A 22,929-nucleotide genomic window follows, 5' to 3' on the forward strand; every position below is an offset into this window, starting at 1 on the left:
TTTCTACGACGAGATGCGAGACATGGCGTCTGAAGTCCTTGCCGAGTTCAAACAGGGCGTCGTCTCGCTGAAACGCATCTCCACCGGCGAACCCGACCCTGCCACGCCATGGGAACCGGGCGCGCCGACAGTGACGACTTATCCGCTCGACGCAACGGTGCGCCGGGTTGAACAGAAGTATGTCGACGGCACGCTGATCGTTGCCACCGACAACCAGGTCACGTTCGCGGTGCCGGCCGTCGAGCCTGCCATGTCGGACGTGCTGGTCATCGACGGCGCTGAGCACGTCATGAAGGACTTGCGGCCATTGCCCGCGGCGGGGACGGCTGTAGCGTACATCGCGTTTGTGGCGCGCTAGGGAGCCACGAGCGTTGTCATTGGCAGTTAGCTGGGAAAGTCTGGCAGCTTTGGCAGTTTGCTTCTTTGCGCAGTCACGTGCGTGACAGCATCGAGTGCTTCTTTGACTGCAGATTCCCGTTCAGCATGCGTTTTAAACGCTGCCGCCGTCATCGGGTCATTTGCCTTCAAGTATCGACTCCAGGTGACCAGCTTGTTCAGAGCAGCCAGCTCCAACAGGGCATGCTTCATCCGTTCATAGAGCGCGGAAAGTGCGGTTTCTGAAAGAAGAACGTGATCTCGACTGCCTTTCGCACCGACATAACCGCCGATGGTTGGTTCAGCGTTGATGATGACTGCGTGGGCGACACGATCCCGCAGTTTCTTAAGACTGGCCAGATTGGAAAATACGTCGTCAAACGCCCGCATGATGGGGCCATGTAGACCATCTGTGATTCGAATGTTGCCGGTAGGGGTGATTTCCTGTCCGGATGTGTGCGTGGCTGCTATGAGGCGGAGCCTGGCAATATCGCGCAGACCCTCAAACCCGTTCACACGGGATGAAAGTTCATTCCGCAGGTCTCCTTCCAATGACATCGCGTCAGCGAAAATGACGTGCACTTGGATGTTGATCTGGTTCCAACTCAATAGTGATAACCCGTAATATCTCAACTGAGTGTCAGAGATATTCGACTCTAGGTTACTGCTCCTCGAAACGCTTAACGTCGCAGGCAGCTTTCTAAGCATCTTCCAATCCAACCTCATTGAGTTATCGCGATGCTCAAGCGACTATCACCGCGCGAGCAGTTCGAACAGCTTGTCTCGAACTATGAGCCATTGCTGCGCCTCGCGTTCATCGAAGCGATCGACGACATCAGGTCGAACATCGTGTTTCGGCGGGTGGTCGAGCGCCTGGAGCGCGGCGAGGCCGCACTCCGACCGCTGGACGAGGCAATAAGGCAAGCGTTTAACGGTGGCGGTGTTGCCATGGTCGAGAAAATGCCGGCGCTGCGTGACCCTGAGGGCCATCGTTTCGTTATCCGGTTCGATGCCCGCAATGTGGAAGCCGAGAACTGGCTTCGGTATCACTCGACCACGCTGGTTTCGAACATCATCGCCGATCAGCAGGAAGGCATTCGCATGGCGCTGCAGTCTGGGCTTGAACGCGGCGACAACCCGACCCGGACGGCACTTGACGTCGTCGGCAGGGTGAACCGGGTCACAGCGCGGCGAGAGGGAGGGTTGATCGGGCTCACCGCAGTTCAGGGCAACGCTGTTGCCCGAGCGCGCCAAGAGCTGATTTCTGGCCAGCCCGATCAACTGCGCAGCTATCTGACTCGCGGGCGAAGGGACACGCGTTTTGATCGTACTGTTCTCGCAGCAATTGGGAGTGGCAAGTCGCTGCTACCAGAAACGGTCAACCGGATCGTCGGCCGACATTCGGACAGCCTGTTGAAGCTGCGCGGCGAGACGATTGCCAGATCAAGAACAAGGCGCTCCGTGGTGGTCGCAATACGGCCACTGCCGAAAAGATCGAAGACAACACTGCCGAGATCCTGTCTGCAGCGATTGTCGGCTGGAAATGGGAGAAGCCGTTGCTCTCGCCAGCCAACGGAAGAAGGCCGAGGTCTACTGCGAACAGCCTAACTTGGACGGTGATCCCAATTCACCCCTGACCAAGATCAACGTCGGCAAGCTCCTCGCTGCTGGCTGGATCGCCAAGCAGATCGATACGGCGCTGGGGGACGAAGCCGCTTTTTCGCGAAATAGAGCGGTGCTGGCTGAGCACGTCGCTCAGCATGTCCGGCTCAACACGCTCGACGAGAATGGGGAGACGCGTCGGGAGCGCAATGAACGGCCCGAGGTTGCCACAGCGGAGCCCGAGCCGGTAGACCCCGAATTCGAATAACGCTATGCGCTTTCACGATGTAGCGGCCAATCAAAACTTTGCCTCAGCGAACAGGTTCAACACCTCGCGCAGTTCCAAGACATCACTGTGTCGGCGTAGATAGGCATGGGCGATGAGATCGATCCCTTATGCACCCACATTATCATGCTGAAGTCATTCCTTTTTCCGCTGATTGGCCAACGTGTCGCGTTGCCAACGGTTTCCAATCTTGACGGTTGGTTTCCAATTCGCGTTCTGTTCTTGCTCCAACGCAGGCTGGCGAACCTCGCTCCAGCGCGACTCCAAAAGCTTCATTCCATCGCGCGCCAGAACCCTGGTGCGGACCTCTCGACCGTAGTGCCGGACCATCTCTTCGCTCATGTTGCAGATGGCCCCGACCTGCGTTTCGGTGCATCCGACTTCGAGCAGGTTGATGACGGCGTTCTTGCGAATGCCATGGAAGACCAGGCGGTGTTCACGGAAGGGTTTGAACGGCTCAGTGTTCAACATTCGCTGCCAATCTGATCGGAAGCCGTCGGTTGTCTCGTAGGGCCTCCCCCTGACACCGAGATGCAACTGGACGGCATCAGCCTTCGGTGCCTTGTCGATCCATGTCCGGTAGGCGCTGTGGATGGGTACCCAAACCGTAGTACCGGTCTTTTGAGCGCGAACCTCAATCGTGCTGTCCGTTTCCCGCGGGCGCGACATCATCAGCAGGTCACCTTGCCTCTGGCCTGTAAACAGGGCCGAGACAGCCGGCAGCAGCAGATTGAACGGCGCGTGCTCTACCAGGATTTCCCAAGCCCACTCGGGCCAAGGTTTCCACGGTTCGCCGCCTGGAATCTTCTCTGTGAACTGTACCGGGTTGGCCGTGCAAAACCCGCGTGGCACGCCCCATGACATGAGCCGGGAAAGATAAGCGCGGAATTGGTTGGCGCTTGCCGGTGTCTCTCCAAGGCTGTCAATGGCTTGCTGGACGTCGACTGTTGTCAGTTCGGCCGGCAGGTCGAACGCCCACGCGGCCTTAACCAGCTTTGCCGAGAAGAGGTACCCCCGGCGCGTCGAAGCGGAAAGGGAGGTGAATGCCTCGTGCGTTTCAAATGCAGCGATGAGGGCGGTGAAGTCCTTGGCATCGGCATGCAGGCGGCGCTGGAACGCTGCATGGACTTTCTCTGCGTCTGGCCAGAATTCCTTTTGGCGGTGGTCCGGAAGTTTGGAGCCATGCAGTAGCCAACGGTTGCCCCTGCGCTCGAGACTATTGCAAATCTCAATGGCAAAGGCGAATTCTTTGGTCAGGGGCTCGGGCAGGGCAATCGAAGGTAAGGCAGCAGAGGTGTTTCGGTTGCGGGTATAGAAGGTGTAAACTGTCTCGTCTCCAGCCTTGCGCCGTTTGGTGACGCGGTGAACGTGCCGGGGCAGTTCAACCATGCCGCTTTTTCCTGATCGCGCCAACGAAGCGTTCCCCCATCCCCGTCGGTCGCTCTGCGATACCGAGGCTTTTATCAAGATCGGCACGATACCAGAATTTTCGGCGGGTGCTCTCAATCCAGCGGGGATGCGGATAAATCGTGCCGACACGCTGCAAGAAGTCCTCGACATGCCGTTCACCGCAATAGGCGGCGGCGGTATCGGAGTTCATACGCGGCGGCCAGGAATCCGCCGGGATAGTCACGTCCCGTCTCGTCATAGCGGTGGCCCTGGAACGATCGCGCCACAGCTGCGATTTTGTTTCAAGATCCGCCCTGGTCCAGCCGTGCTCGAAGGGGAACCGCCACGTCCGATCCCTGATCCAATACCGCCGACGCCGCCCGGGCCTAACCTCTCGCCGGCTGCGTGCCAAACGTTCCGCTCCTTGAGATCGCGCTGCAGTGACGCCGGAAGCTCAAGCCTCACTTTAGCGGGCCTGCTGTCTGCGATGGGGCCGAGTTTCAGCTTGGTCATTGCGATCCATAGGGCTCGAGCACCAGGTCACGCGTGACGACTACGCGGACAGGGAAGCCTGGGCGAATGGTCAGCGTCGGCGCGATGTTGAGCTGGCGGCGGATGATCTGCTGACCAGCGTCGTTGATCGTTTCCTGGGGACCACCACGGATGGCGCTGATCAGTCGATCATTGTTGTCGGTGGCAAGCTCCGTGCCGACGCTGAGCAACGTCGAGAGGCCGGCAGCCTTGGCGAGTTCCCACCAGTGATAATCGACCCCATCCTCAAGACCGGCATAGCCCTCGGCATCGGCGCCAGGCTGGAGTTCGAGCACCATCGAGCGTCCATTCGGGAAGATGAGCCGGTTCCAGGCGAGCAGGATGCGGCGTTGTCCGAAGCCGACGTCATTGCTGTACTGGCCTATGACTCGGGTGCCCTGGGGCACTAGCAGAAAGCGTCCTGTCGGACTGTCATAGATGTTTTCGGTTACCTGTGCGGTGATCTGGCCCGGCAGGTCGGAACGGATGCCCGTGATCAACGCCGCGGAAATCACGGCGCCTGCCTGCAGCACATAAGGTGACGCAGGAGCCGCAACACGATCCGGAGAAACGGTGCGCTTGTCGGGCGCGGCGTTGAGGAACGCGTTCTGTCTGTCGAGGGCGGACGGTGTCGACGGCTGGGGGCCGAGGCCGAGCGCGGCGAGATCCGGCATTGACCGAACGGGTGAGAGCGGCTGCGTTGCCGCTGGCGTTCCTGTCGTCGCTGGCCGTGTCTCGGTCGGCGCGAACAGCTTTGCTGTGCGCGCGGATTCAAGCTCCTGCTGACGACGTTGTTCCTCGGCGCTCAAGCCGGGATCGAACGTGCCAATCGCCGGCGGCACCGCGTTCTGCGCATTGAGGATCGGTCGACCGAGATCGCCGGGAAGGGGCGGACCGAGGATCGGGCCGGTATAGTCGCGAGGAAGACCAGCTAGGCCGTCGGCCGTGGCTCGGCTATCGATCGAAATCAACTCCTCGCGGTTGCCAGCATCGCGCGTTTGCAGCGCATAAATCAGCGCACCGCCTAGGCCGACTCCGGCTATGAGACCGAGACCGGCGAGCACCTTGCGCGATAGTCGTGTCACACGCGGTGGCTCCGGGCGGAGCCGCATTGCGGGTTCGCCGATGAGCGGTAGAGCGCCAACTGAGGACGGCGCTTCTTTTTCCATTTCGGGATATTTCTCGCTCATGACGCCGGCCTTCCATCGGTGCGCACGATGCGGACGCGCTTCTGGCGATCGCTGGCGCCGAAGCGCAGCTCGGCCGCAGCGAAGAGCCTGTCGACGATCATGTGATGGCCGCGCACGCGGTAGTTTACGAGTTCGGAGTTTTTGCCTTCGGCGCCGACAACGAAGAGCGGCGGCATTTCACCCTGGCCGATGCCACGCGGGAATTCGATAAAGACCTGACGGCCGTCGTCGAAGGCGCGCAGAGGCCGCCATGGTGCACGATCGCCCTCTACGCGATAGCGGAAATTGACCTTGGCGAGATCGACGCCGGTCGAGACGGGTTGAACGGCTTCGGCTTGCGCGTTGTGGCGGCGCAGCGCGATCAGCTGGTCCTGCGGATGTTGCCACGACACCGAAGCCATGTAGGTGCGCTCTGTCGAGCGCAGCTCAATGTGATAGGTGCGGACGTTGGTGTTGATGACAAGATTGGTCGTCAGTTCCGGCCGCGTCGGCTTCACCAGGATGTGGATTTGCTTGGTCGCGCCGGAGCCGCTTTCGGTGTCGCCGATAATCCAGCGTACGGTGTCTCCAGCCGCGACTGGACCGGAGCCAACGAGTTGCTCGCCAGGCTGGAGCGCGATGTCGGTGATCTGCCCGACGGCCGTATAGATCTGATACAGCGCGCCTTGCGTAAAGGGATAGACCTGCATCGAATTGATGAAGCCATTGCGCACCGGCTGCACGCGCGCCGCGGCATTGGCCAGGGTGACGCGGGCGGCCGGGTCGGTCGGTTCAGCTCCCTGTCGCGAGATCTCGACCGGCTTCAACTGACCGGGAAGCGGCAGCGGCTTCGGTACCTCAACCACGCGGACAGGCGCTGGCGGATCGACGGTCTGCACGGCTGGCGCAGCATTATCGTAGGAAATTTCCGGTGGTGGGTTGGCGGTGGCGCACCCTGCGAGCGCCGAGGTGGCGAGCAGGAGAAGCGGAATTGAGGATTTACGAAAAACCGGCCTGCCGGCTTTGCGGAAGGCGGGTGTCATTGTCCAAGCTCCTTCGACCAGTTGATTGCGTTGACGTAGATTCCGAGCGGGTTGGCCCGGAGTTTTTCGGCGTCGCGCGGCGCGTGCACGACGATGGTGAGAATGGCGGTCCAGCGGGAGGTCTCGGCGAGCGAGCCGTCCTGATAGCGCCGCTCCGACCAAGCGACGCGGAAGCTGTTTGGCGAGGCGCGGATCACGGACGAGACGTCGACAGCGATCTGCTGCTTGCCGACCTTGGTGAAGGGGTCGTTGGCGCGTGCATAGTCGTTAAGCGCCGTGGCGCCAGCGGACGTCATGAACTCATAGGCTCGCAGCCAGTTCTGGCGCACGATGATGGCGTCGGCGGGGATCGAGCGGACCTGCTCGATGAAGCGGGCGAGATGCCAGGCGACTTGCGGATCGGTCGGCTGATAGTCGGCGACGGCGGGTGCCACGGCCTGCGCCTCGCCGAGACGATCGATCTGCACAACCCACGGAACGATTGTGCCGCGCGCCGATTGCCAGACGAGAGTGGAGGCGAAGCCGCCTGACAGGATCAGGCAGCCGAAGGCCATGTAGCGCCAGTTTTTCGCCTGGACGCGGGCCGAGCCGATGCGCTCATCCCAGGCTTGGCTGGCGCGTTGATATGGCGTCTCGGGTTCGGGCGTCTTGCCGTAGTGCGTGGTTGGTCGTCGGAAGATGTTCATCGGTTAGTTCCCCTCTGAAAGACTGATGGAAGAGCTACCGCCATGGCTGTCGCCGGCGCGCACGGCATGAGCGGTTGTCTGGATGCCGTGGGAAACGCGCTGGGAGCGCTGCATGCGCTTGGCCCAGTCCGGCGCGCTGCCGGCTGCGCTGCCTGACGTGGCTGCGGTGGGCGGGGCCGTACCGTTGGCGGCCTCGGCTACTCCACCGATTGTTCCCATGTTCGAGGAGCCGCCAGTGACTTCGAATGCGGACTTCGCGCCGAGCGAGGTGCTGGATTTCAGGGATTCGCCGGCGTGCGAGACCGCGCGCTTCAGCGGCGAGACGGCTGCCGAACCGCCGCCCCGAGCGACGCCGCCAATACCGGAGGCGACACCTGCTGCACCGGACTGGCCGGTCGAGCCGAGGCTGTATGCGGCCGATGCGCCGCCTGCCAGGGATGCGCCAGAACGAGCGGCGACCGCCGCTCCCGAGAGCGCGGCAGCGCCGCCACGCGCGGCAACCCCGAAAGCGCCGCTCCCTGCCATTGCCATGCCGCCCGCGGCGAGACCGGTGCCGATGGCAGCACCTGCGCCAAGCTGCGGCCCGCCGGAGACGAGACCATTGGCAATGCCAGGGCCGAAGATGCCGAGGCCCAGAAGCGAGAGCGCGGCCAGCACGATCGCCATGGCCTGGTCGATCGTCGGGTTTTGGCCGCCGAAACCATGGGTGAACTGGCTGAAGAGGGTTGTGCCGATGCCGATGATGACGGCAAGGACTAGGACCTTGATGCCGGATGAGATGACGTTGCCGAGCACGCGTTCGGCCATGAAGGCGGATTTCCCAAACAGCCCGAAGGGGATCAGCACGAATCCGGCGAGCGTGGTCAGCTTGAACTCGATCAGCGTGACGAAGAGCTGCACGGCCAAGATGAAGAAGGCGAGCAGGACGAGCGCCCAGGCGAAGAGCAGGCAAGCGATCTGGATGAAGTTCTCGAAGAAGGAAATCCAGCCCATCAGCCCGGAGATGGATTCGAGCAGGGGACGTCCGGCATCGAGACCGGTCTGCGCGACCTTGCCGGGGCGCAGGAGGTCCTGCACCGAGAAGCCTGTGCCGGAAGCTTTGAGGCCGAGCCCGGAGAAACTCTCGAAGACGATCCGGGCGAGGTTGTTCCAGTTGGAGATCAGATAGGCGAAGACGCCGACGAACAGCGTCTTTTTCACCAGCCGCGCAAGGATGTCGTCATCTGCGCCCCAGCTCCAGAAGAGCGCGGCAAGGGTCACATCGATGACGATTAGCGTCGTGGCGATGAAGGCGACCTCGCCGCCGAGGACGCCGAAGCCGGAATCGATATAGCGCGTGAAGGTGCCGAGGAATTGGTCGATGACGCCGGTGCTACCCATGTCTACTGCGCCTCCGGCGCGACCGCGTTCGGAGACGGCGAGGTGATGGATTCAGCCGACGAGGTCGCCGGCGGCGTCTTCAGTCCGAGGAAGTGATCGCGCTGCTCGGCCCAGAGGCGCAGGCATTCCCGATCGCGCAGCGCCGCTTCGCCGAAACCCTGGCAGCGGCGGAGACTCTCGCGCAGCGGGTTTGGCGCGGAGGGCGCCGGCGCCGGCAGCATCGCCGCCATCGGTTTTTCTTCTTTCCTGTTCATCTCGACCGCGGTCGCCGTAATGGCGAGCGCGACGAAGACGACGGCTGCGATGCGCGCGAGTGTCTTGCCGTCCATAGTCGTGTCCCTCAGCGATTGAACATCTTGGCGTCGCCGGACTGATAGCCAGAACCCGGCGTCAGGAAGCGGCGGCGCTGTTCACGACCCTGTTCGGCGGCCACCGCACGTTCGGCCTCCGTCAGCGCCTGTGCGCGGCCCGTGGCGGCAACGACGGCGGTGAGGTCAGCAAGCTGCTGAGCCTGTAGGGCGAGAAGTTGATTGCCGGCCTGCGTCGCTTGCAGCGCGCCAGTGGCTCCCTGGCTCTGTCCGACGAGCGCCGACATCTGCGCACGGTTGGTCTCGATATTGCCGACGACGCCGGCTTGCACGCGCATGGCATCCTGCAAACCGCCGACCGTGTTTTGCCAGCGCGAGCGGGCGTCAGTGACGAGCTGCTGATTGGAGGTCGACAGGGAGACATTCTTGTAAGTCTGCTGAAACGCCTGATCGATCTGCTGGACGTCGAAGGCGATGTTCTGCGCTTGCCTGAGTAGCTGTTGCGTCTTCTGGACCGATTGCTGAATGTGCTGGAGCGCCGAGAACGGCAGATTGGCAAGATTGCGGGCCTGGTTGACCAGTATCTGCGCCTCGTTCTGAAGCGAGGTAATCTGGTTAGTGACCTGTTCCAGCGACCGCGCCGCGGTAAGCACATTTTGTGCATAGTTCGACGGGTCGAACACGATGCGCCATGCGTGGGCCGGTGTTGCCAGCATGGGCGACATAGCAACGGAGACGGACAGCATAGCGGCAGCCAAGATCGCCGTGCGGAGGTGCGGACGTAGACGGGTCGTCATATCAAAATCTCCTGTTCGCTCGGGGTTGGGATGCCGGGCGCTTGGGTGTCGGCCGGCGCGACATTGGTGAGGTTCGGGACAAGATCGGCGGCCCAAACGAGGTCGCGGGCACGCAGCCATTCGATGAGGAAACCGTCCGTGCCGGCGCGGGCGTGAATCTGGCTGATCAGCGCCTGATCCTGTTTGGAGGACGCGGCGCAGAGCGCCAGCGCCACGTCGGTGAGGCCGAGCTCGAACAGGCGATTGCCCTGGCGCGATTGGCAGTAGTAGTCGCGCTTCGGCGTGGCGCGCGCGAGGATCTCGATCTGGCGATCATTGAGACCGAAGCGGCGATAGATAGCAGTGATCTGTGGTTCGATCGCACGTTCGTTCGGCAGCAGGAGCCGGGTCTGGCAGCTCTCGATGATCGCCGGCGCGATCGCGGAGCCGTCGATGTCGGAGAGTGACTGGGTGGCGAAGATGACGCTCGCGTTCTTCTTGCGCAGCGTCTTCAGCCATTCGCGGATCTGGCAGGAGAAGCCGTCATCGTCGAGTGCAAGCCAACCCTCGTCGATGATGAGCAGGGTCGGAGAGCCGTCGAGGTGGTCTTCGATACGGTGGAACAGGTAGGCGAGAACGGCGGGTGCTGGGGCCGTACCCACCAGACCTTCCGTCTCGAAGACTTGCACCGACGCGGAGCCAAGGTGCTCGGATTCCGCATCCAGCAGTCGACCATAGGGACCGCCCATGCAGTAGGGCCGCAGCGCCTGCTTTAGGTCGTTGGATTGGAGCAGGACAGTCAGGCCGGTGATGGTGCGTTCGTTGACCGGTGCGCTGGCGAGCGAGGTCAGCGCCGACCACAGATGTTCCTTCACCTCGGGCGTGATCTGCACACTCTCGCGAGTTAGGATCGAGACGATCCAGTCGGCGGCCCAGGCGCGTTCCGGTACATGATGGATGCGGGCGAGCGGCTGAAGTTGGACGTGCTCGTTGATGTCGCCGCTCAGTCGGCCGCCGAGATCGTGCCAGTCTCCGCCCATGGCGAGTGTGGCGGCGCGGATCGAGCCGCCGAAGTCGAAGGCGAAGACCTGCGAGCGGTGATAACGGCGGAACTGAAGCGCCATCAGTGCAAGCAGAACGGATTTGCCCGCGCCGGTCGGACCGACGATCAGCGTGTGGCCGACGTCGCCGACGTGAAGTGAGAGCCGGAACGGGGTGGAGCCCTCAGTCTTGCCAAACAGCAGAGGTGGCGCTGCAAAATGCTCATCCCGTTCTGGCCCTGCCCACACCGCTGAAAGCGGGATCATGTGGGCGAGATTGATAGTGGAGACCGGCGGCTGCCGGACATTGGCGTAGACGTGGCCGGGCAGGGAGCCGAGCCAGGCGTCGACGGCGTTGATGGTTTCGACCATCGAGGTGAAGTCGCGACCCTGGATGACCTTTTCGGCCAGTCGCAGTTTCTCGTCGGCGATGCGCGGATCGGCATCCCAGACAGTGAGCGTCGCGGTGACGTAAGCTTGGCCCGCGTAGTCGGCGCCGAGCTCCTGCAGCGCGAGGTCAGCATCGGCCGCCTTGTTGGCGGCATCGGTGTCGCCCAACGCGGACGCCTCGTTGGTCATCACCTCTTTCAGGATCGCTGCGATCGACTTGCGCTTGGCGAACCATTGCCGGCGGATCTTGGTCAGCAGACGGGTCGCATCGGCCTTGTCGAGGAGAATTGCACGCGTCGACCATCGATAGGGAAAGGCGAGGCGATTGAGTTCGTCCAGGATCCCCGGCGTCGTCGCGGTTGGGAAACCGACAATTGTGAGAATGCGGAGATGCTGGTCGCCGAGGCGTGGCGCGAGCCCGCCGGTTAGCGACTGGTCGGCCAGTAGCGCGTCAAGATGCATCGGCGTCTCGGGGACGCGTACGCGATGGCCCTTAGTCGAGACGCAGGCGTGGAGATAGGTCAGCGTTTCCGCGTCGGTCAGCCATCCGCAATCGGGCATGAAGCCTTCGATGAGCTGGAGGACGCGATCGGTGCGGTCGATGAAGCCGGTAACGATCTCGCGTGGATTGACCCCGCTCTCGGCCCTGCCTTCGTAGAGCCAAGCCTCGGCGCGCGCGGCGTCTTCGGCGGGCGTTAGAAAGGTGAAGGTCAGGAAATAGCTGGACTCGTAGTGCGCGCCGGCTTCTTCGAAATCGGCCCTGCGTTCGGCATCAACGAGTGCGGACGCAGCATCGGCGAAGATGCTTTGAGGATAGGCGCCGGCCCCATGACGCTGCGCTTCGACAAAGATCGCCCAGCCGGAGCCGAGGCGACGAAAGGCATTGTTGAGGCGGCCGGCGACAGCGACCAGTTCAACTGCCACGGCACTATCGAGATCGGGGCCGCGGAAACGGGCGGTGCGCTGGAGGCTGCCGTCCTTGTTAAGGATGACGCCCTCGCTCACGAGCGCGACCCAGGGCAGGAAGTCGGAGAGCCGGGCATTGCGGTTGCGATATTCAGCAAGGTTCATCATTGCGGTGACCTCACGCCCTAAGGTGGCAGGGGATGTGCAGATGCCTGCGCACAACGTCGACGAACATCGGGTCGCGCTTGGCTGCCCAGACTGCTGCCAGGTGACCGATGAGGCCGAGCATGATCCCAACGATCCAGAGCCGCAGGCCAAGGCCCAGCGCGGCCGCCAGCGTACCGTTCAGGATGGCGATCGAGCGCGGTGCGCCGCCGAGCAGTATGTGTTCGGTGAGCGCACGATGAACGGGCGCGCTGAATCCCGGAACCAGTTCCTCCATCAGATGAGCGCTCCGCCGCCGAACGAGAAAAAGGAGAGGAAGAAGCTCGATGCGGCGAAGGCGATAGAGAGACCGAAGACGATCTGGATCAACCGGCGGAAGCCGCCCGAAGTGTCGCCGAAGGCGAGCGTCAGGCCGGTTACGATGATGATGATTACCGCGATAATCTTGGCGACCGGGCCTTCGACCGATTGCAGGATCTGCTGCAGCGGCTGTTCCCAAGGCATGGACGAGCCAGAGGCGTATGCGACCGGCGTGAGCGTGAGCGAAATGAGGGTGACCGAGCAGAAGGCCGGGATACGGCGAACTGCGTGGACGAGCGACGAGGTCATGCGGATGCTCCTTCGTTTCTGGTAGTGATGAGGGTGATGCGGTAGTCGCCGTCGGGGCCGAGGCCATCGACGCAGGCGAGCTCGGCAAGGCGTCGTTGCGAGCCGCGGCCGGAGAGCACGGCTATGAGATCGATGGTCTCGGCGATCAGCGCGCGCGGGACGGTGACGACGGCTTCCTGGATGAGCTGCTCGAGTCGGCGCAAAGCGCCGATGCCGCTGCCAGCGTGGATGGTGCTGATTCCACCCGGATGGCCGGTTCCCCAGGCCTTGAGAAGGTCGAGCGCTTCGGCACCGCGCACTTCTCCGACGGGAATCCGGTCGGGACGCAGCCGTAAAGACGAGCGCACGAGATCGGAGAGAGAGACGATGCCGTCCTTGGTGCGTAGTGCGACAAGATTCGGCGCGGCGCATTGCAGCTCGCGCGTATCCTCGATCAGGACGACGCGATCGGACGTCTTGGCGACTTCGGCGAGCAGCGCATTGGTGAGCGTGGTCTTGCCGGTCGACGTGCCGCCAGCGACGAGTATGTTGGCGCGGGCGGCGACGGCCTTGCGCAATTCCTCGGCCTGGGCAGCGGCCATAATGCCGGCGGCGACATAGTCGTCGAGCGTGAAGACGGCGACAGCCGGCTTTCGGATCGCAAATGCGGGCGCTGCCACCACTGGAGGCAGAAGCCCTTCGAATCGCTCCCCCGTTTCGGGAAGCTCGGCCGAGACCCGTGGATTGCCGGGATGGACCTCGGCGCCGACATGATGCGCGACGAGGCGAACGATACGTTCGCCGTCAGCGGCCGACAGTGTACGGCCGGTATCTTCAAGTCCGCCGGCGAGTCGGTCGATCCAGATCCGCCCGTCGGGGTTGAGCATTACCTCGACGATTGAAGGGTCTTCAAGGAAACCGGCGATCGCCGGACCGAGCGCCGTGCGCAGCATGCGCGCACCGCGCAAGGATGCATCGGATGTTCCTTGGGAAATTGCCACGTCGTCCCCGTTCTCGTGCGGGCGGTGCGACGCGCGGCCCTGGATCGGGATGATTAAAAGAGCCAGTTATTTGGCCGCTTCAATAGTTTTGAGAGGCCGTCGTAGTGTAGCGGGCAAATACAGGAGAACGGCGGAGTTGCTCTTCGAAGCCGACGGAGCAAAGCGACGATGTCAGATTGGCTCAAGCGGCCGAACGCCCGCGAGGCTCGGCGCGAGCTATTGTCAGGATCAGGCTTCCCAAGGGTTCACGAGGTCCACCTTGAACGCAAAAAAGTCCGCGAGATTTCGAGTGACCACCGTCATTCCATGAACCAGTGCTGAGGCGCCGATCAACGCTTCGCGCTCGGCGCGCGGATCTGGCACATGTAATCGCGCGCGGCGCCGCGCGCCTGTCGCATCGACAGGAAGCGTACGATCGGCAAATTCAGGAATGACGCGCGTCTCCATCCAGGTCCGCAAGCGCATCCCTTCCGCGTCGCGCCTTTCCACGCGTTGCCCCCCGCTCTCGAGTTCCATGAGCAAGATTGCGGAAATGAAGAAGCTTGTTGCGTCGCGTCGGGATAGTTACGAGACGACATTCGGGTCCGCTTTGCCATCGCCGGCCTTGCGCAAGTCGGAAAGGATGTTCGTCTCAAGAAGAAACGTCAGGAAAGATCGACCGCGCGGCTTTCAATGGTGGCGCTAGGTGGATCGAAATCCGCTTCAGCGAATCCTACCACGGACAATATCTCAACAAGATTGCGGCGCTTTCCGATCAGTCGCTGATACTTCTTCTATGCCGAGGAGTACATGGGCGGGTTTGCCTCGGTCCGTGATGAAGTCCGGGCCATTCAAAGCCGCGTTTTTGCGCGCCCAACGTCCTAATTGAGATCGCGGCTCGATAAAGTGGTGATGGGAATTTCACCCTCCATCAAAAATGTAGTTACGTTACTACGTTGGATGAAGTCGCTGATGTGACTTCATTTTGGTCGTGGCCGCGGCTGGGTCCTCCAGACTGATCGTCAAACGTGGATGGAGGCATGTCGTTGGGAATTTCGCGCAAGAAACTTTGGCCTTTCTGTAGCCGCTTGCCGAGCGTTTCCACGAAGCCGTCGAAGCGCTCGCGCCCCTTGGCCTGTGCCGCGGCTTGCGCCTCGGGCGGAAGCGGTGGCGTGATCGACAGCCAGAAGCGTACAAAGAGTGCGAGCGTTTCGGCCGTGACGCCGAGATCGCGTTCCATGCGTTGAACCTGGCGGGTAAGGCGGTCAAGCCGCCGCGCGAACGCCGCCTCCTTGGCGTCGGAGTGGTCCGGCGAAAGGAAAGACGTGACGGCGGCTTCGACGATCGCGGATCGTGGAAGCTTCTTGCGCCCAGCGAGTTCGTTGATCCGGACTATGAGCTCGACCGGAAGCGTGAGGTTGAGACGATCACGCATGACTACAGCTCCATACCGTCGCCGGGATCGAGCGAGACTTGGCGGGCAATGCCTGTCATCTGCCGGCTGAGCGCCTGGCGCTGGCGTGCTGCATCTTCGGGCTCGTCGTCGAGGATATGCGCGAACTCTTCGGCGGGGCGCTGATCTGTGGTTTCCTTGACGATGGCAACGTGATCGGGAAGCTCCGGTTCGCGGCGCAGGCCTGCATTGGCGTTGTCGGGCGCATGAGCTGCCATCAGCGCCGGATCGGGCTTCTGCGGTCGTAGCGTTGACCAGTCATCGCTGTGCCGGGGCAGGCCGGACTTTTCCGGATCGGGTGGGGGTAGGAGGCGCTCGCGGAAGCGGACGTCTTCGTAATAGCGAGCCTTCTTCGCGCGGATGGGCGGCGTGCCGGCCACCATGACGATCTCGTCGGTTGGCGGAAGCTGCATGACCTCGCCGGGGGTGAGCAGCGGGCGCGCGGTCTCCGAACGCGAGACCATAAGATGGCCGAGCCAAGGCGATAGCCGATGACCGGCATAGTTCTTCATCGCCTTCATCTCGGTCGCGGTTCCAAGGGCATCTGAGACTCGCTTGGCGGTCCGCTCGTCGTTCGTCGCGAAGCTCACACGGACATGACAGTTGTCGAGGATCGAATTGTTCGCACCATAGGCTTTCTCGATCTGGTTCAGCGACTGGGCGATGAGGAAGCTCTTAATGCCGTAGCCCGCCATGAATGCGAGAGCGGATTCGAAGAAGTCGAGACGGCCGAGCGCGGGGAACTCGTCGAGCATCATGAGCACCCGGTGCTTGCGCTCTTTGGAGTGCAGGTCCTCGGTCAGCCGCCGGCCGATCTGGTTGAGGACAAGGCGGATCAGCGGCTTGGTGCGCGAAATGTCGGAGGGCGGTACCACCATGTAGAGCGTCGCCGGTCGTGCCTCCGTGGTGAGATCCGCGATACGCCAGTCGCAGCGGCTGGTGACCTCGGCGACGACGGGATCACGATAGAGACCGAGGAAGGACATGGCGGTCGACAGCACGCCGGAGCGCTCGTTGTCGGATTTGTTGAGGAGCTCGCGCGCGGTCGAGGCCACGACGGGATGCGGTCCGGCGTCTCCGAGATGTCTTGTGGTCATCATCGCCGACAGCGTCCCCTCGATCGGGCGGCGTGGGTCCGACAGGAAGGCAGCGACGCCAGCGAGCGTCTTGTTCCCCTCGGCGTAGAGGACGTGCAGGATCGCACCGACTAGGAGCGAGTGGCTGGTCTTTTCCCAGTGGTTGCGTCTGTCCAGCGAGCCTTCTGGATCGACCAGCACGTCCGCGACGTTCTGAACGTCGCGTACCTCCCAGTCGCCGCGGCGCACCTCGAGCAGGGGGTTATACGCTGCCGATTTCGGGTTGGTCGGATCGAACAGCAGCACGCGGCCGTGCCGAGCGCGGTATCCGGCTGTGAGCTGCCAGTTCTCGCCTTTGATGTCGTGGACGATGGCCGAGCCCGGCCAGGTCAGCAGCGTGGGAACGACAAGGCCTACGCCTTTGCCAGAACGGGTCGGCGCAAAGCACAGCACATGCTCCGGCCCGTCATGGCGCAGATAGTCGCGCTCCACCCGTCCCAGCACCACACCATCCGCCCTGAGCAGGCCCGCCGCCCCTACTTCCTTGATCTCGGCCCATCGCGCCGAGCCATAGGTCTGGACATTCTTGGCCTCGCGTGCGCGCCAGACTGACATGCCGATGGCGACGGCAATCGCGATGAAGCCGCCTGACGCTGCGATGACGCCGCCCTTGTTAAAGATTTCGGGGGCATAAGCGTCGAAAAAGTACCACCACCAGAAGAAGGCCGGCGGATAGTAGACGGGGATGCCGGCGAGTTTGAACCAGGGTGTGCCGAGTTGCGCCTGAAACCCCAGTTGCCAGGCGACGTACTGCGTGGCGGCCCAGGTGGTGGCGATCACGATCAGGAAGACGACGGTGATTTGCCCCCAGAGGATTTTTGTCGCGGACATGGCGAGCTCCCTTCTTGTCGTTGTCAGCGGCCGAGGTCGCGTTTGCGGCCGATCGACCATTCGATGCCGCCGTCTTTGACGACGCCGGCGACGTGCTGACCGAGCTTGCGGTCGAGCTCGCGCGACCAGGGCACGAGCTGGAAGCTGAGGCCGCCATCACCCTTAACAACCTCGATCATGGCGAAGCGGCCGGAGGAGAGGGTGAGGCGCTGGCGCACAGTGCCTGCGACATGCTCGCCGGTCCGCGCCTTCACATGCGGCAGGCCGGTCTCCATCGAGAGCTTCTCGCCAATGGCATCGAGTTCGCGCCGGCGCAGCGTGGCCAGGAGAGCGCGCTGCATGACGATGCGTTGGCCGTCGCGTCGGGCGAGCCCCTGATCGGCGAGATGCTCGGCGCGCGCCACCATGGCATTGCGTACCTCGCCGCCGAAGCCGGCTTGCGACAGCGGGATGGTTTCTCTCTCGACAAGCCGATGGTCGATCCAGGTCGCGCCTGGCGCTGTGACCTGCGCCTGAAGGTCGAGATCGGAGCGGGTGGCCAGCACCAGGGTCGGGCGATGATCATCCGGGCCGCCGAACCGGCGGATTTCGACGATGCCGCCATTGGCAGGCGCCTGGTCGAAGGCTTCGACGCCACGGAAGCGGACATGGTGAGGGCGTCCGTCCACGCCGTCGATGACGGCATAGGCTTCGCCCGTCAGCTCGTTGTGAAGACCGCGATCCATAAGGCGACCGATTATCGGACTGCCGGATACCCCACTGTCGACCATATAGTCGGCGACGCCACGATCCTGACCGCGCCCGGTGAAGGCGCGATGCATCGTCTTGATGATGTCGCCACGCATGCCGAGCTCGCGCAGCGTTCGTTCGGCTTCGAGCCCCACCACCCACTGTCCGGGCTCGCCCAGCACGGCGAGGCCCATCTTTTCGATATGTTGGAGGCGACCGACCATGAGGCGACGCAGCTCGGGATCAGACGGGCCGGACTGATTGGGTCTGAGATCGACGTAGCCGATCTCGTCGGCGGCACGCTGGATCTCGGCGTCGATGCGGGTCCAGCGTTCAGCGGTGATCTCCTTTTCCAGAGTGTTGCGGATCTTCTGCTCGGGCTTGGGGCCGAGCTCGATGTCGACCAGATCCTCAGCCCGGGAGCGCAAGCCCTGGCTGATATAGTCGCGTGAGATGACGAGGTCGGAACCAGTGTCGTCGATGCCGCGCACGAGCAGATGCACATGCGGATTGTCGGTGTTCCAGTGGTCGACGGCGATCCATTCGAGGCGGCTGCCGAGATCGGTTTCCATCTGGCGGGCGAGATCGCGTGTGAACGCCTTGAGATCGGTCATTTCAGCCGCGTCCTCAGGCGAGACGATGAAGCGGAAATGATGCCGGTCGTCCTTGCACCGATCCGCGAAGGCGAGATCGTCGGCGCGATCGGTGTTGGCGTCGAACATGACGCCTTTCTCGCCGTTGCGGCTGACGCCCTCGCGCTTGAGATAGGAGACGTGGGCGGTGAGCGGTACTGAACGGAATGCCTTGCCTTGGTGACGGGCGATGCGAGCGGCGACCACGACACGGCGAGAACCGCTGAACAGTCGCGAGCGGCCGAAGACGTTGCGGCCTCGCCCGAACGTGGAATGACCACGCCGCGAGGCGGTCGCGGTCCTGGAAAAGCCGCCCTCCGTATGCCCTGCCTTCTGGGCGGCGCGCAGGACTTGCTGGATAAAGCCCTTCCCCTTCGGCGCCCGTGTCGAACGGATGCGCCCTGGCTTGATCCGGAAATCGCTGTCGCCCTGGCTCATTGCGGTCGGCCCCGCTTGACTGAGGCGGGCTGTGCATGCGGAGCCGTTGTAATCATTGGCCAATTCCGGGCAGCATGCCCGCGACCGAACGCCATGCCGAGCGAAAGGCAAGTCATGTCAATGACTTGGCCTCCGGCCGCGCTGGCGCTTTTATCTTGCCTTACCCTGTCGTGTTTCCCTGCGCCTCCCCAAGGTGCCGCACATCCTCTCCGGGGATACGCAAGTCCGCGCCACGCCACGAAAACCGTCATTGCGGGCTTCCTGCGCTGATACGCACGGCAAAGAGGCCGTTCGAGCGCGGTGTGGTGGCGGAGACATCGCGCACGCTGGCACTCTCCACCGTTGCGGGTTTGTCGCTGTCGGATTGCGCCTGCTCTGCGGCGACGATGCCAACGGCGGTCGGAACGAAAAGCGATGAGCGACGCCATGCTAGAGATTCCGCCGTGATCGACGCAGCGGGTCTCGGCGCTGAATCTGTCAGCGGACCTCCACCGATAAGAGGGGCGAGCGTCGCGACATAGGCGCGGGTCTCGGTGGGCAATGGACGCCCTGCAAGATAGCCTTCGTAGCGCGCCGGCCCCGCATTGTAGGCTGCGAGGAACCCCGGCGAACCGAAGCGGTCGTGCATCTCGCGCAGATAGGCGGTGCCCGCCAGAATGTTGTCGCGTGGGTCGAAGGGATCGCGACCTAGTGACAGACGCGTGCGCAATTCCTCCCATGTGTCGGGCATGATCTGCATCAGGCCGCGTGCTCCGGCACCAGAGACGGCATGTTGGTCGCCTGCGCTCTCCGTGCGCATGACGGCGCGTATCCAGGCGACCGGAACGCCGAAACGCCTCGAGGCATCGGCGATGTGAGCGGCATAGAGATCGGTCTGTGACGGTTGTAGTGCAGCGACTGGCTCGGCAAGAGCAGTGCCGGTCGCGCAAGCATGGAGGAGAAGGCCGGAAAGGAGAAGAAGCGCAAGGCGCGGGCCAACGCGCCGCCTTCCATCTGCCAGCCGACGGCACAGCTTGTGCCGCCGCCGCTGCGGTGATGACATGCCCGGAAACTGCATTGCTTACGCTTTCTCGCCGCGCTCACGCGGGCGGTTCCAATTCAGCGACCAGGAGGAGGCGTCGTCGCCGTTCTGGAACAGGCGCGCGCGGATCGGCTCGTCGAAGGTCGGATCGTCGAGCTGCAACGAGATGTATTCGCCCGCCTTGTCGCTCGTGCGCGTCCAGCCCGCACCGACCTCCGGTCCATCCTCCGATCCGCGATGGATGCGGTAGTCGGGCGCATTCTCGGTGTCGCCCGGATCGACCGAGACGATAGCGAGTTCAAGGTGGAAGGTGAGGGTGTGAACGCGTCCGACAAAGCCTGTCACCTCGCGCGTAAACTGTCCGATCTGAGCCACGATATGGGTCCTTTCTGTTGTTGCGGTGATGCTGAGGACGGCGCGGCGAAGCGTCGCCTGTTGCGCGCTCACCGCATGGGTGCGCGCCATTCGAAGCGACCGTCGCCTTCTTCGTCGGTCCACAGCGGGACGGCGCGGCCGATGATCTGGTCGATGGAGGTGAGGCCGAAGTAGCGGCCGTCGAGGCTGTCGCGGACCTGCCAGTTCATGAGGAAGATTTCGCCGGTCGGAATGTGCTGGCAGCCCTGCCAGACGGGCAGCTCGCGGCCGGCGCGATCGCGCTCGAGTGCGGAGCCGGCCTCGATGGCGTCAATGGTGATGGCAAGGTTGTTGCGGCAGACGGTTTGGCCGGAAACCGCGCGAACGCGCTTGAGGAGCGGTACGCCCCTGGGCAGATAGCTGCGCTCGGAGAGGAACGTCGCGAGAGGTTCGGGTGCGTCGACGGCAACAAGATCGGTGACTTCGAACGGACCGTCGAAGTCGATCTCATAAAGCCCGATCGGCACGCTGGGTGAGGCGTTCCAGATGAGCTTGATCGGCATCGGCGTGAGCGCCGGATAGCCGGCGCCCATCGTCGCGAACACCGTCGAGAGGACGATGGCGATGCGGCTCATGGCTCCGCCCTCCGGCGCAGAAGGAACGCGCGATGCTGCTCGAGTGAATAGGTGCGCGGCTCCTGTCCGGCGGTCACGCGGTTGTGGGCGTGCCGCCAATAGTCCGCGGAGACCGCTTCTGGATCGATGCCGAGCTGCTCGATGGCGTCGATCGCCTGCAGCACGCGCTCGACCTTAGGCCAGCTCTCGATCTTGAGCAGTATGTCGCCGCCGGGGCGCACGAAGGGTAGCGTCTGGTAGGCTTCGCCGCGTGCCACGGCGCGCACGATGTCGATGCGCGAGATGATTGTGCCGAAGTCGTTCGAGGCCCAGCGCACGAAGGCGAAGACGGTGCCGGGCCGGAAGGAGAGGATCCTACGACGGCGGTCGAGGATCTGTTCATGAGCGGACGCGCCGAAGCGAATCCAGTGCTCGATCTTCTTTTCGATCCAGGTCAGTTCGACATGGATGAGGTTGTTGACTGGGAGCGCGGCCAGCGTCGGGCCGCCGCGCATGCGGGAGGCTGCGATGTAGGTCATGTTTTGTCTCCTGATGTTGCGTGGAATTCGCGCGCGACCAGGTCGGGAGGCATGTCGGTGATGGGATGTCGCGCTTGTACGCGGCGATCTTGATGCGACCGCGCAGATCGGGCGTGGACGTCGACTGTAGGCCGCGCGGTGAAACCGGCCGCATGGGCAGCTCCTCGCTGGCTTGGCGGTGTTATCCCCAAGCCTGCCAAGACGCGGGTCCGTTAGAAAGATTCCGAAGGAATCTAGGTTAGATAAGTTACGGCGGCCGCAAGGCTTTGAATCGCGACGATGAATCGTCGATTCCGGTCCCCGATAGCACGAGGATCGGGTCCCCGATGGCACGATAGGGGCGGTCCCCGATAGCACGAGTGAATTCACAGCTTTTCCCCAAAGCGCGTTGACGGTTTCCGTCGCGGGCGCGGCGGAGTGAAAAAAGACGGATCGGAACCGACGAAGGTGAGGATGTCTGGGCCATTGGCCTGGCGCGCGATGGCGAGGCGATAGCCGGGCAGGGGCTGCCGGCGTACGATGTCACGCAGGTCGTAGACGAAGTGCTTGAGCGGCGAGAGACTGCCGGACTTCTGATGCAAACGCGCGAAGTCGAAGCTCCATCCGAAGGACTGCCGTCCGCCGTGCTTGCGTACGATCCGGTAGAGCCAGCGCTCGAGGCCACCGGTCAGATCGAAATACGCCGGGTCGATGGTCAGCACGAGCGCGTCATCGAGGACGGCGCGATAGAACCAGTCGGGCAGGATCAACTCGATGCCCAAGGGCCGTCCCTCGCGATCGGTGCGCTCCTGCCATTCATTGATCCAGGAGAAGCGATGGCGGCGGCCTTCCGCAGGCTGGCGAATGGAGGTCGCGACCGTTGTGGACTGGAGCCGATCGAGCGCGGCTTTCAGGCGTTGGTAATCGCGCGCGCCGACGCCTCGGCCGGTGAAGGTCAGGATTTCGTATGGTGTGGTCGCCATCAGGCGCGAGGTGCGCAAGCCAGCGTCGCGAGCATTGACGATCTGGCTGGCGGCCCAGATCAGGATGTCGGCGTCCCAGATCGTGGCCATGCCATGATCCGGCACGGCCTCAACGCGGATGGTCTCATCGCCCGCCTTGAAGTCGATGGGCGTCACGCGTTTCGATTTTGCGAGGGAGAAGAATGGGTAGGCCATGAGGTCCTGCGCATCGCGGGGTGCGAAATTGCCGGGAAGCGCATGGAACAGATCGAGCTGTCCGCGTTCCGACTGTGGGCGAGTCCGAGCCGACAAAAGAGAACCGCCGCGCAGTCAGCGGGCGTAGCGACCGGCATGTGCCGGAGGCGTCGTTGGATTGCGCTTGGCGGGCAGGACCGTGCCGCGCGGATCGGAGGTGGACGTCACCGCGCCGCGATCGGCCCAGGCTTCGAGGTCGTCGATGGCGTAGACGACGCGGCCGCCAAGCTTGCGATAGGCGGGGCCGGTTCCGTAGGTGCGATGCTTTTCGAGGGTGCGGGCGGAGAGACTGAGGAAATGGGCCGCTTCCTTGGTGCGCAGAAAGCGCGGCGGCAAGCCGGTGGTTCGACCGTTCATCTGATGTCTCCATCG

General features: G+C 63.1%; 26 protein-coding genes and 1 pseudogene. 2 read left to right on the forward strand and 25 right to left on the reverse strand.

Going from position 1 to position 22,929, the window contains the following annotated elements; genetic code table 11:
* The first annotated feature begins 22 nt into the window (after window positions 1–22).
* Window positions 23–358, forward strand: a complete 336-nt coding sequence (locus tag AC1DLV_RS08230; RefSeq protein WP_476799069.1) for a hypothetical protein — start codon at window positions 23–25, stop codon at window positions 356–358.
* 26 nt (window positions 359–384) lie between these two features.
* Here AC1DLV_RS08230 and AC1DLV_RS08235 read toward each other — a convergent pair whose 3' ends face one another.
* Window positions 385–984: a hypothetical protein gene (locus tag AC1DLV_RS08235; protein ID WP_476799070.1), complete on the reverse strand. Its 600-nt coding sequence runs from the start codon at window positions 982–984 to the stop codon at window positions 385–387.
* A 144-nt stretch (window positions 985–1,128) separates the two neighbouring features.
* Complete coding sequence (locus tag AC1DLV_RS08240; RefSeq protein WP_476836145.1) at window positions 1,129–1,656, reverse strand: hypothetical protein; 528 nt, start codon at window positions 1,654–1,656, stop codon at window positions 1,129–1,131.
* A gap of 262 nt (window positions 1,657–1,918) precedes the next feature.
* On the opposite strand from AC1DLV_RS08240, the gene AC1DLV_RS08245 reads away from it, so the two are divergent.
* The gene (locus AC1DLV_RS08245; protein WP_476836146.1) at window positions 1,919–2,245 is read left to right on the forward strand and encodes a hypothetical protein; all 327 of its coding nucleotides are present in this window, start codon (window positions 1,919–1,921) and stop codon (window positions 2,243–2,245) included.
* A gap of 153 nt (window positions 2,246–2,398) precedes the next feature.
* Here the strand turns inward: AC1DLV_RS08245 and AC1DLV_RS08250 are convergent, their stop codons facing one another.
* The 23 genes and pseudogenes from AC1DLV_RS08250 to AC1DLV_RS08360 form a co-directional block, all read right to left on the reverse strand.
* Window positions 2,399–3,652 (reverse strand): site-specific integrase, encoded by a 1,254-nt coding sequence (locus AC1DLV_RS08250; RefSeq protein WP_476799073.1) that lies wholly within the window; start codon window positions 3,650–3,652, stop codon window positions 2,399–2,401.
* Window positions 3,645–3,863 carry a hypothetical protein gene (locus AC1DLV_RS08255; RefSeq protein ID WP_476836147.1) on the reverse strand — a complete coding sequence of 73 codons (219 nt, stop codon included), beginning with the start codon at window positions 3,861–3,863 and terminating at the stop codon, window positions 3,645–3,647. The genes AC1DLV_RS08250 and AC1DLV_RS08255 overlap by 8 nt, the downstream gene beginning before the upstream one ends.
* Window positions 3,864–4,078: 215 nt before the next feature.
* A pseudogene (locus AC1DLV_RS08260) lies at window positions 4,079–4,165 on the reverse strand (DUF2274 domain-containing protein); the annotation flags it as partial.
* On the reverse strand, window positions 4,162–5,373 hold the full coding sequence (locus AC1DLV_RS08265) for a TraB/TrbI/VirB10 family type IV secretion system protein (protein WP_476799075.1): 1,212 nt from the start codon (window positions 5,371–5,373) through the stop codon (window positions 4,162–4,164). The gene AC1DLV_RS08265 and the pseudogene AC1DLV_RS08260, both read right to left, overlap by 4 nt.
* The gene (gene trbG / locus AC1DLV_RS08270) at window positions 5,370–6,395 is read right to left on the reverse strand and encodes a P-type conjugative transfer protein TrbG (RefSeq protein WP_476799076.1); all 1,026 of its coding nucleotides are present in this window, start codon (window positions 6,393–6,395) and stop codon (window positions 5,370–5,372) included. Before trbG ends, AC1DLV_RS08265 begins: the two co-directional genes overlap by 4 nt.
* Window positions 6,392–7,081 (reverse strand): conjugal transfer protein TrbF, encoded by a 690-nt coding sequence (trbF, locus tag AC1DLV_RS08275; protein WP_476799077.1) that lies wholly within the window; start codon window positions 7,079–7,081, stop codon window positions 6,392–6,394. Before trbF ends, trbG begins: the two co-directional genes overlap by 4 nt.
* Before the next feature lie 3 nt (window positions 7,082–7,084).
* Window positions 7,085–8,461, reverse strand: a complete 1,377-nt coding sequence (trbL, locus tag AC1DLV_RS08280) for a P-type conjugative transfer protein TrbL (protein ID WP_476799078.1) — start codon at window positions 8,459–8,461, stop codon at window positions 7,085–7,087.
* A 2-nt stretch (window positions 8,462–8,463) separates the two neighbouring features.
* Complete coding sequence (trbK-alt, locus tag AC1DLV_RS08285) at window positions 8,464–8,790, reverse strand: putative entry exclusion protein TrbK-alt (RefSeq protein WP_476799079.1); 327 nt, start codon at window positions 8,788–8,790, stop codon at window positions 8,464–8,466.
* Window positions 8,791–8,801: 11 nt separating this feature from the next.
* Entirely contained in the window at window positions 8,802–9,566 is a 765-nt protein-coding gene (gene trbJ, locus AC1DLV_RS08290) for a P-type conjugative transfer protein TrbJ (RefSeq protein WP_476799080.1), read from the reverse strand.
* Window positions 9,563–12,049: a conjugal transfer protein TrbE gene (gene trbE / locus AC1DLV_RS08295; protein WP_476799081.1), complete on the reverse strand. Its 2,487-nt coding sequence runs from the start codon at window positions 12,047–12,049 to the stop codon at window positions 9,563–9,565. Before trbE ends, trbJ begins: the two co-directional genes overlap by 4 nt.
* Before the next feature lie 10 nt (window positions 12,050–12,059).
* Window positions 12,060–12,323, reverse strand: a complete 264-nt coding sequence (locus AC1DLV_RS08300) for a VirB3 family type IV secretion system protein (RefSeq protein WP_476799082.1) — start codon at window positions 12,321–12,323, stop codon at window positions 12,060–12,062.
* Window positions 12,323–12,655 (reverse strand): TrbC/VirB2 family type IV secretion system protein, encoded by a 333-nt coding sequence (locus tag AC1DLV_RS08305; RefSeq protein ID WP_476799083.1) that lies wholly within the window; start codon window positions 12,653–12,655, stop codon window positions 12,323–12,325. The genes AC1DLV_RS08300 and AC1DLV_RS08305 overlap by 1 nt, the downstream gene beginning before the upstream one ends.
* Complete coding sequence (gene trbB / locus AC1DLV_RS08310) at window positions 12,652–13,587, reverse strand: P-type conjugative transfer ATPase TrbB (RefSeq protein ID WP_476799249.1); 936 nt, start codon at window positions 13,585–13,587, stop codon at window positions 12,652–12,654. Before trbB ends, AC1DLV_RS08305 begins: the two co-directional genes overlap by 4 nt.
* 276 nt (window positions 13,588–13,863) lie before the next feature.
* Complete coding sequence (locus tag AC1DLV_RS08315; protein WP_476799084.1) at window positions 13,864–14,151, reverse strand: PIN domain-containing protein; 288 nt, start codon at window positions 14,149–14,151, stop codon at window positions 13,864–13,866.
* A 406-nt stretch (window positions 14,152–14,557) separates the two neighbouring features.
* Complete coding sequence (locus AC1DLV_RS08320; RefSeq protein WP_476799085.1) at window positions 14,558–15,049, reverse strand: ribbon-helix-helix domain-containing protein; 492 nt, start codon at window positions 15,047–15,049, stop codon at window positions 14,558–14,560.
* Window positions 15,050–15,051: 2 nt separating this feature from the next.
* Window positions 15,052–17,034, reverse strand: a complete 1,983-nt coding sequence (locus tag AC1DLV_RS08325) for a conjugal transfer protein TraG (RefSeq protein ID WP_476799086.1) — start codon at window positions 17,032–17,034, stop codon at window positions 15,052–15,054.
* A 23-nt stretch (window positions 17,035–17,057) separates the two neighbouring features.
* Window positions 17,058–18,833: a relaxase/mobilization nuclease domain-containing protein gene (locus AC1DLV_RS08330; protein ID WP_476799087.1), complete on the reverse strand. Its 1,776-nt coding sequence runs from the start codon at window positions 18,831–18,833 to the stop codon at window positions 17,058–17,060.
* A 247-nt stretch (window positions 18,834–19,080) separates the two neighbouring features.
* Window positions 19,081–19,890 carry a lytic transglycosylase domain-containing protein gene (locus tag AC1DLV_RS08335; RefSeq protein WP_476799088.1) on the reverse strand — a complete coding sequence of 270 codons (810 nt, stop codon included), beginning with the start codon at window positions 19,888–19,890 and terminating at the stop codon, window positions 19,081–19,083.
* Between the two features lie 3 nt (window positions 19,891–19,893).
* On the reverse strand, window positions 19,894–20,229 hold the full coding sequence (locus tag AC1DLV_RS08340) for a DUF736 domain-containing protein (protein WP_476799089.1): 336 nt from the start codon (window positions 20,227–20,229) through the stop codon (window positions 19,894–19,896).
* Window positions 20,230–20,297: 68 nt separating this feature from the next.
* On the reverse strand, window positions 20,298–20,843 hold the full coding sequence (locus AC1DLV_RS08345) for a S26 family signal peptidase (protein ID WP_476799090.1): 546 nt from the start codon (window positions 20,841–20,843) through the stop codon (window positions 20,298–20,300).
* Window positions 20,840–21,361 carry a DUF2840 domain-containing protein gene (locus tag AC1DLV_RS08350; protein WP_476799091.1) on the reverse strand — a complete coding sequence of 174 codons (522 nt, stop codon included), beginning with the start codon at window positions 21,359–21,361 and terminating at the stop codon, window positions 20,840–20,842. The genes AC1DLV_RS08345 and AC1DLV_RS08350 overlap by 4 nt, the downstream gene beginning before the upstream one ends.
* Before the next feature lie 365 nt (window positions 21,362–21,726).
* Window positions 21,727–22,479, reverse strand: coding sequence for a replication initiator protein A (locus tag AC1DLV_RS08355; protein WP_476836148.1), 753 nt, complete (start codon window positions 22,477–22,479; stop codon window positions 21,727–21,729).
* 153 nt (window positions 22,480–22,632) lie between these two features.
* A complete protein-coding gene (locus tag AC1DLV_RS08360) occupies window positions 22,633–22,914 on the reverse strand; it encodes a helix-turn-helix transcriptional regulator (RefSeq protein WP_476799093.1) in 282 nt (93 codons plus the stop codon).
* Between the last annotated feature and the right edge of the window lie 15 nt (window positions 22,915–22,929).

This window comes from Aminobacter sp. 01T433 (assembly GCF_056398585.1).

Coding starts and splice junctions, on each gene's coding strand:
- AC1DLV_RS08230 (WP_476799069.1), top strand. CDS start 23: ATGGCGTCTGAAGTCCTTGCCGAGTTCAAACAGGGCGTCGTCTCGCTG.
- AC1DLV_RS08245 (WP_476836146.1), top strand. CDS start 1,919: ATGGGAGAAGCCGTTGCTCTCGCCAGCCAACGGAAGAAGGCCGAGGTC.
- AC1DLV_RS08250 (WP_476799073.1), bottom strand. CDS start 3,652: ATGGTTGAACTGCCCCGGCACGTTCACCGCGTCACCAAACGGCGCAAG.
- AC1DLV_RS08255 (WP_476836147.1), bottom strand. CDS start 3,863: ATGAACTCCGATACCGCCGCCGCCTATTGCGGTGAACGGCATGTCGAG.
- AC1DLV_RS08265 (WP_476799075.1), bottom strand. CDS start 5,373: ATGAGCGAGAAATATCCCGAAATGGAAAAAGAAGCGCCGTCCTCAGTT.
- trbG (WP_476799076.1), bottom strand. CDS start 6,395: ATGACACCCGCCTTCCGCAAAGCCGGCAGGCCGGTTTTTCGTAAATCC.
- trbF (WP_476799077.1), bottom strand. CDS start 7,081: ATGAACATCTTCCGACGACCAACCACGCACTACGGCAAGACGCCCGAA.
- trbL (WP_476799078.1), bottom strand. CDS start 8,461: ATGGGTAGCACCGGCGTCATCGACCAATTCCTCGGCACCTTCACGCGC.
- trbK-alt (WP_476799079.1), bottom strand. CDS start 8,790: ATGGACGGCAAGACACTCGCGCGCATCGCAGCCGTCGTCTTCGTCGCG.
- trbJ (WP_476799080.1), bottom strand. CDS start 9,566: ATGACGACCCGTCTACGTCCGCACCTCCGCACGGCGATCTTGGCTGCC.
- trbE (WP_476799081.1), bottom strand. CDS start 12,049: ATGATGAACCTTGCTGAATATCGCAACCGCAATGCCCGGCTCTCCGAC.
- AC1DLV_RS08300 (WP_476799082.1), bottom strand. CDS start 12,323: ATGGAGGAACTGGTTCCGGGATTCAGCGCGCCCGTTCATCGTGCGCTC.
- AC1DLV_RS08305 (WP_476799083.1), bottom strand. CDS start 12,655: ATGACCTCGTCGCTCGTCCACGCAGTTCGCCGTATCCCGGCCTTCTGC.
- trbB (WP_476799249.1), bottom strand. CDS start 13,587: ATGCTGCGCACGGCGCTCGGTCCGGCGATCGCCGGTTTCCTTGAAGAC.
- AC1DLV_RS08315 (WP_476799084.1), bottom strand. CDS start 14,151: ATGGAACTCGAGAGCGGGGGGCAACGCGTGGAAAGGCGCGACGCGGAA.
- AC1DLV_RS08320 (WP_476799085.1), bottom strand. CDS start 15,049: ATGCGTGATCGTCTCAACCTCACGCTTCCGGTCGAGCTCATAGTCCGG.
- AC1DLV_RS08325 (WP_476799086.1), bottom strand. CDS start 17,034: ATGTCCGCGACAAAAATCCTCTGGGGGCAAATCACCGTCGTCTTCCTG.
- AC1DLV_RS08330 (WP_476799087.1), bottom strand. CDS start 18,833: ATGAGCCAGGGCGACAGCGATTTCCGGATCAAGCCAGGGCGCATCCGT.
- AC1DLV_RS08335 (WP_476799088.1), bottom strand. CDS start 19,890: ATGCAGTTTCCGGGCATGTCATCACCGCAGCGGCGGCGGCACAAGCTG.
- AC1DLV_RS08345 (WP_476799090.1), bottom strand. CDS start 20,843: ATGAGCCGCATCGCCATCGTCCTCTCGACGGTGTTCGCGACGATGGGC.
- AC1DLV_RS08350 (WP_476799091.1), bottom strand. CDS start 21,361: ATGACCTACATCGCAGCCTCCCGCATGCGCGGCGGCCCGACGCTGGCC.
- AC1DLV_RS08360 (WP_476799093.1), bottom strand. CDS start 22,914: ATGAACGGTCGAACCACCGGCTTGCCGCCGCGCTTTCTGCGCACCAAG.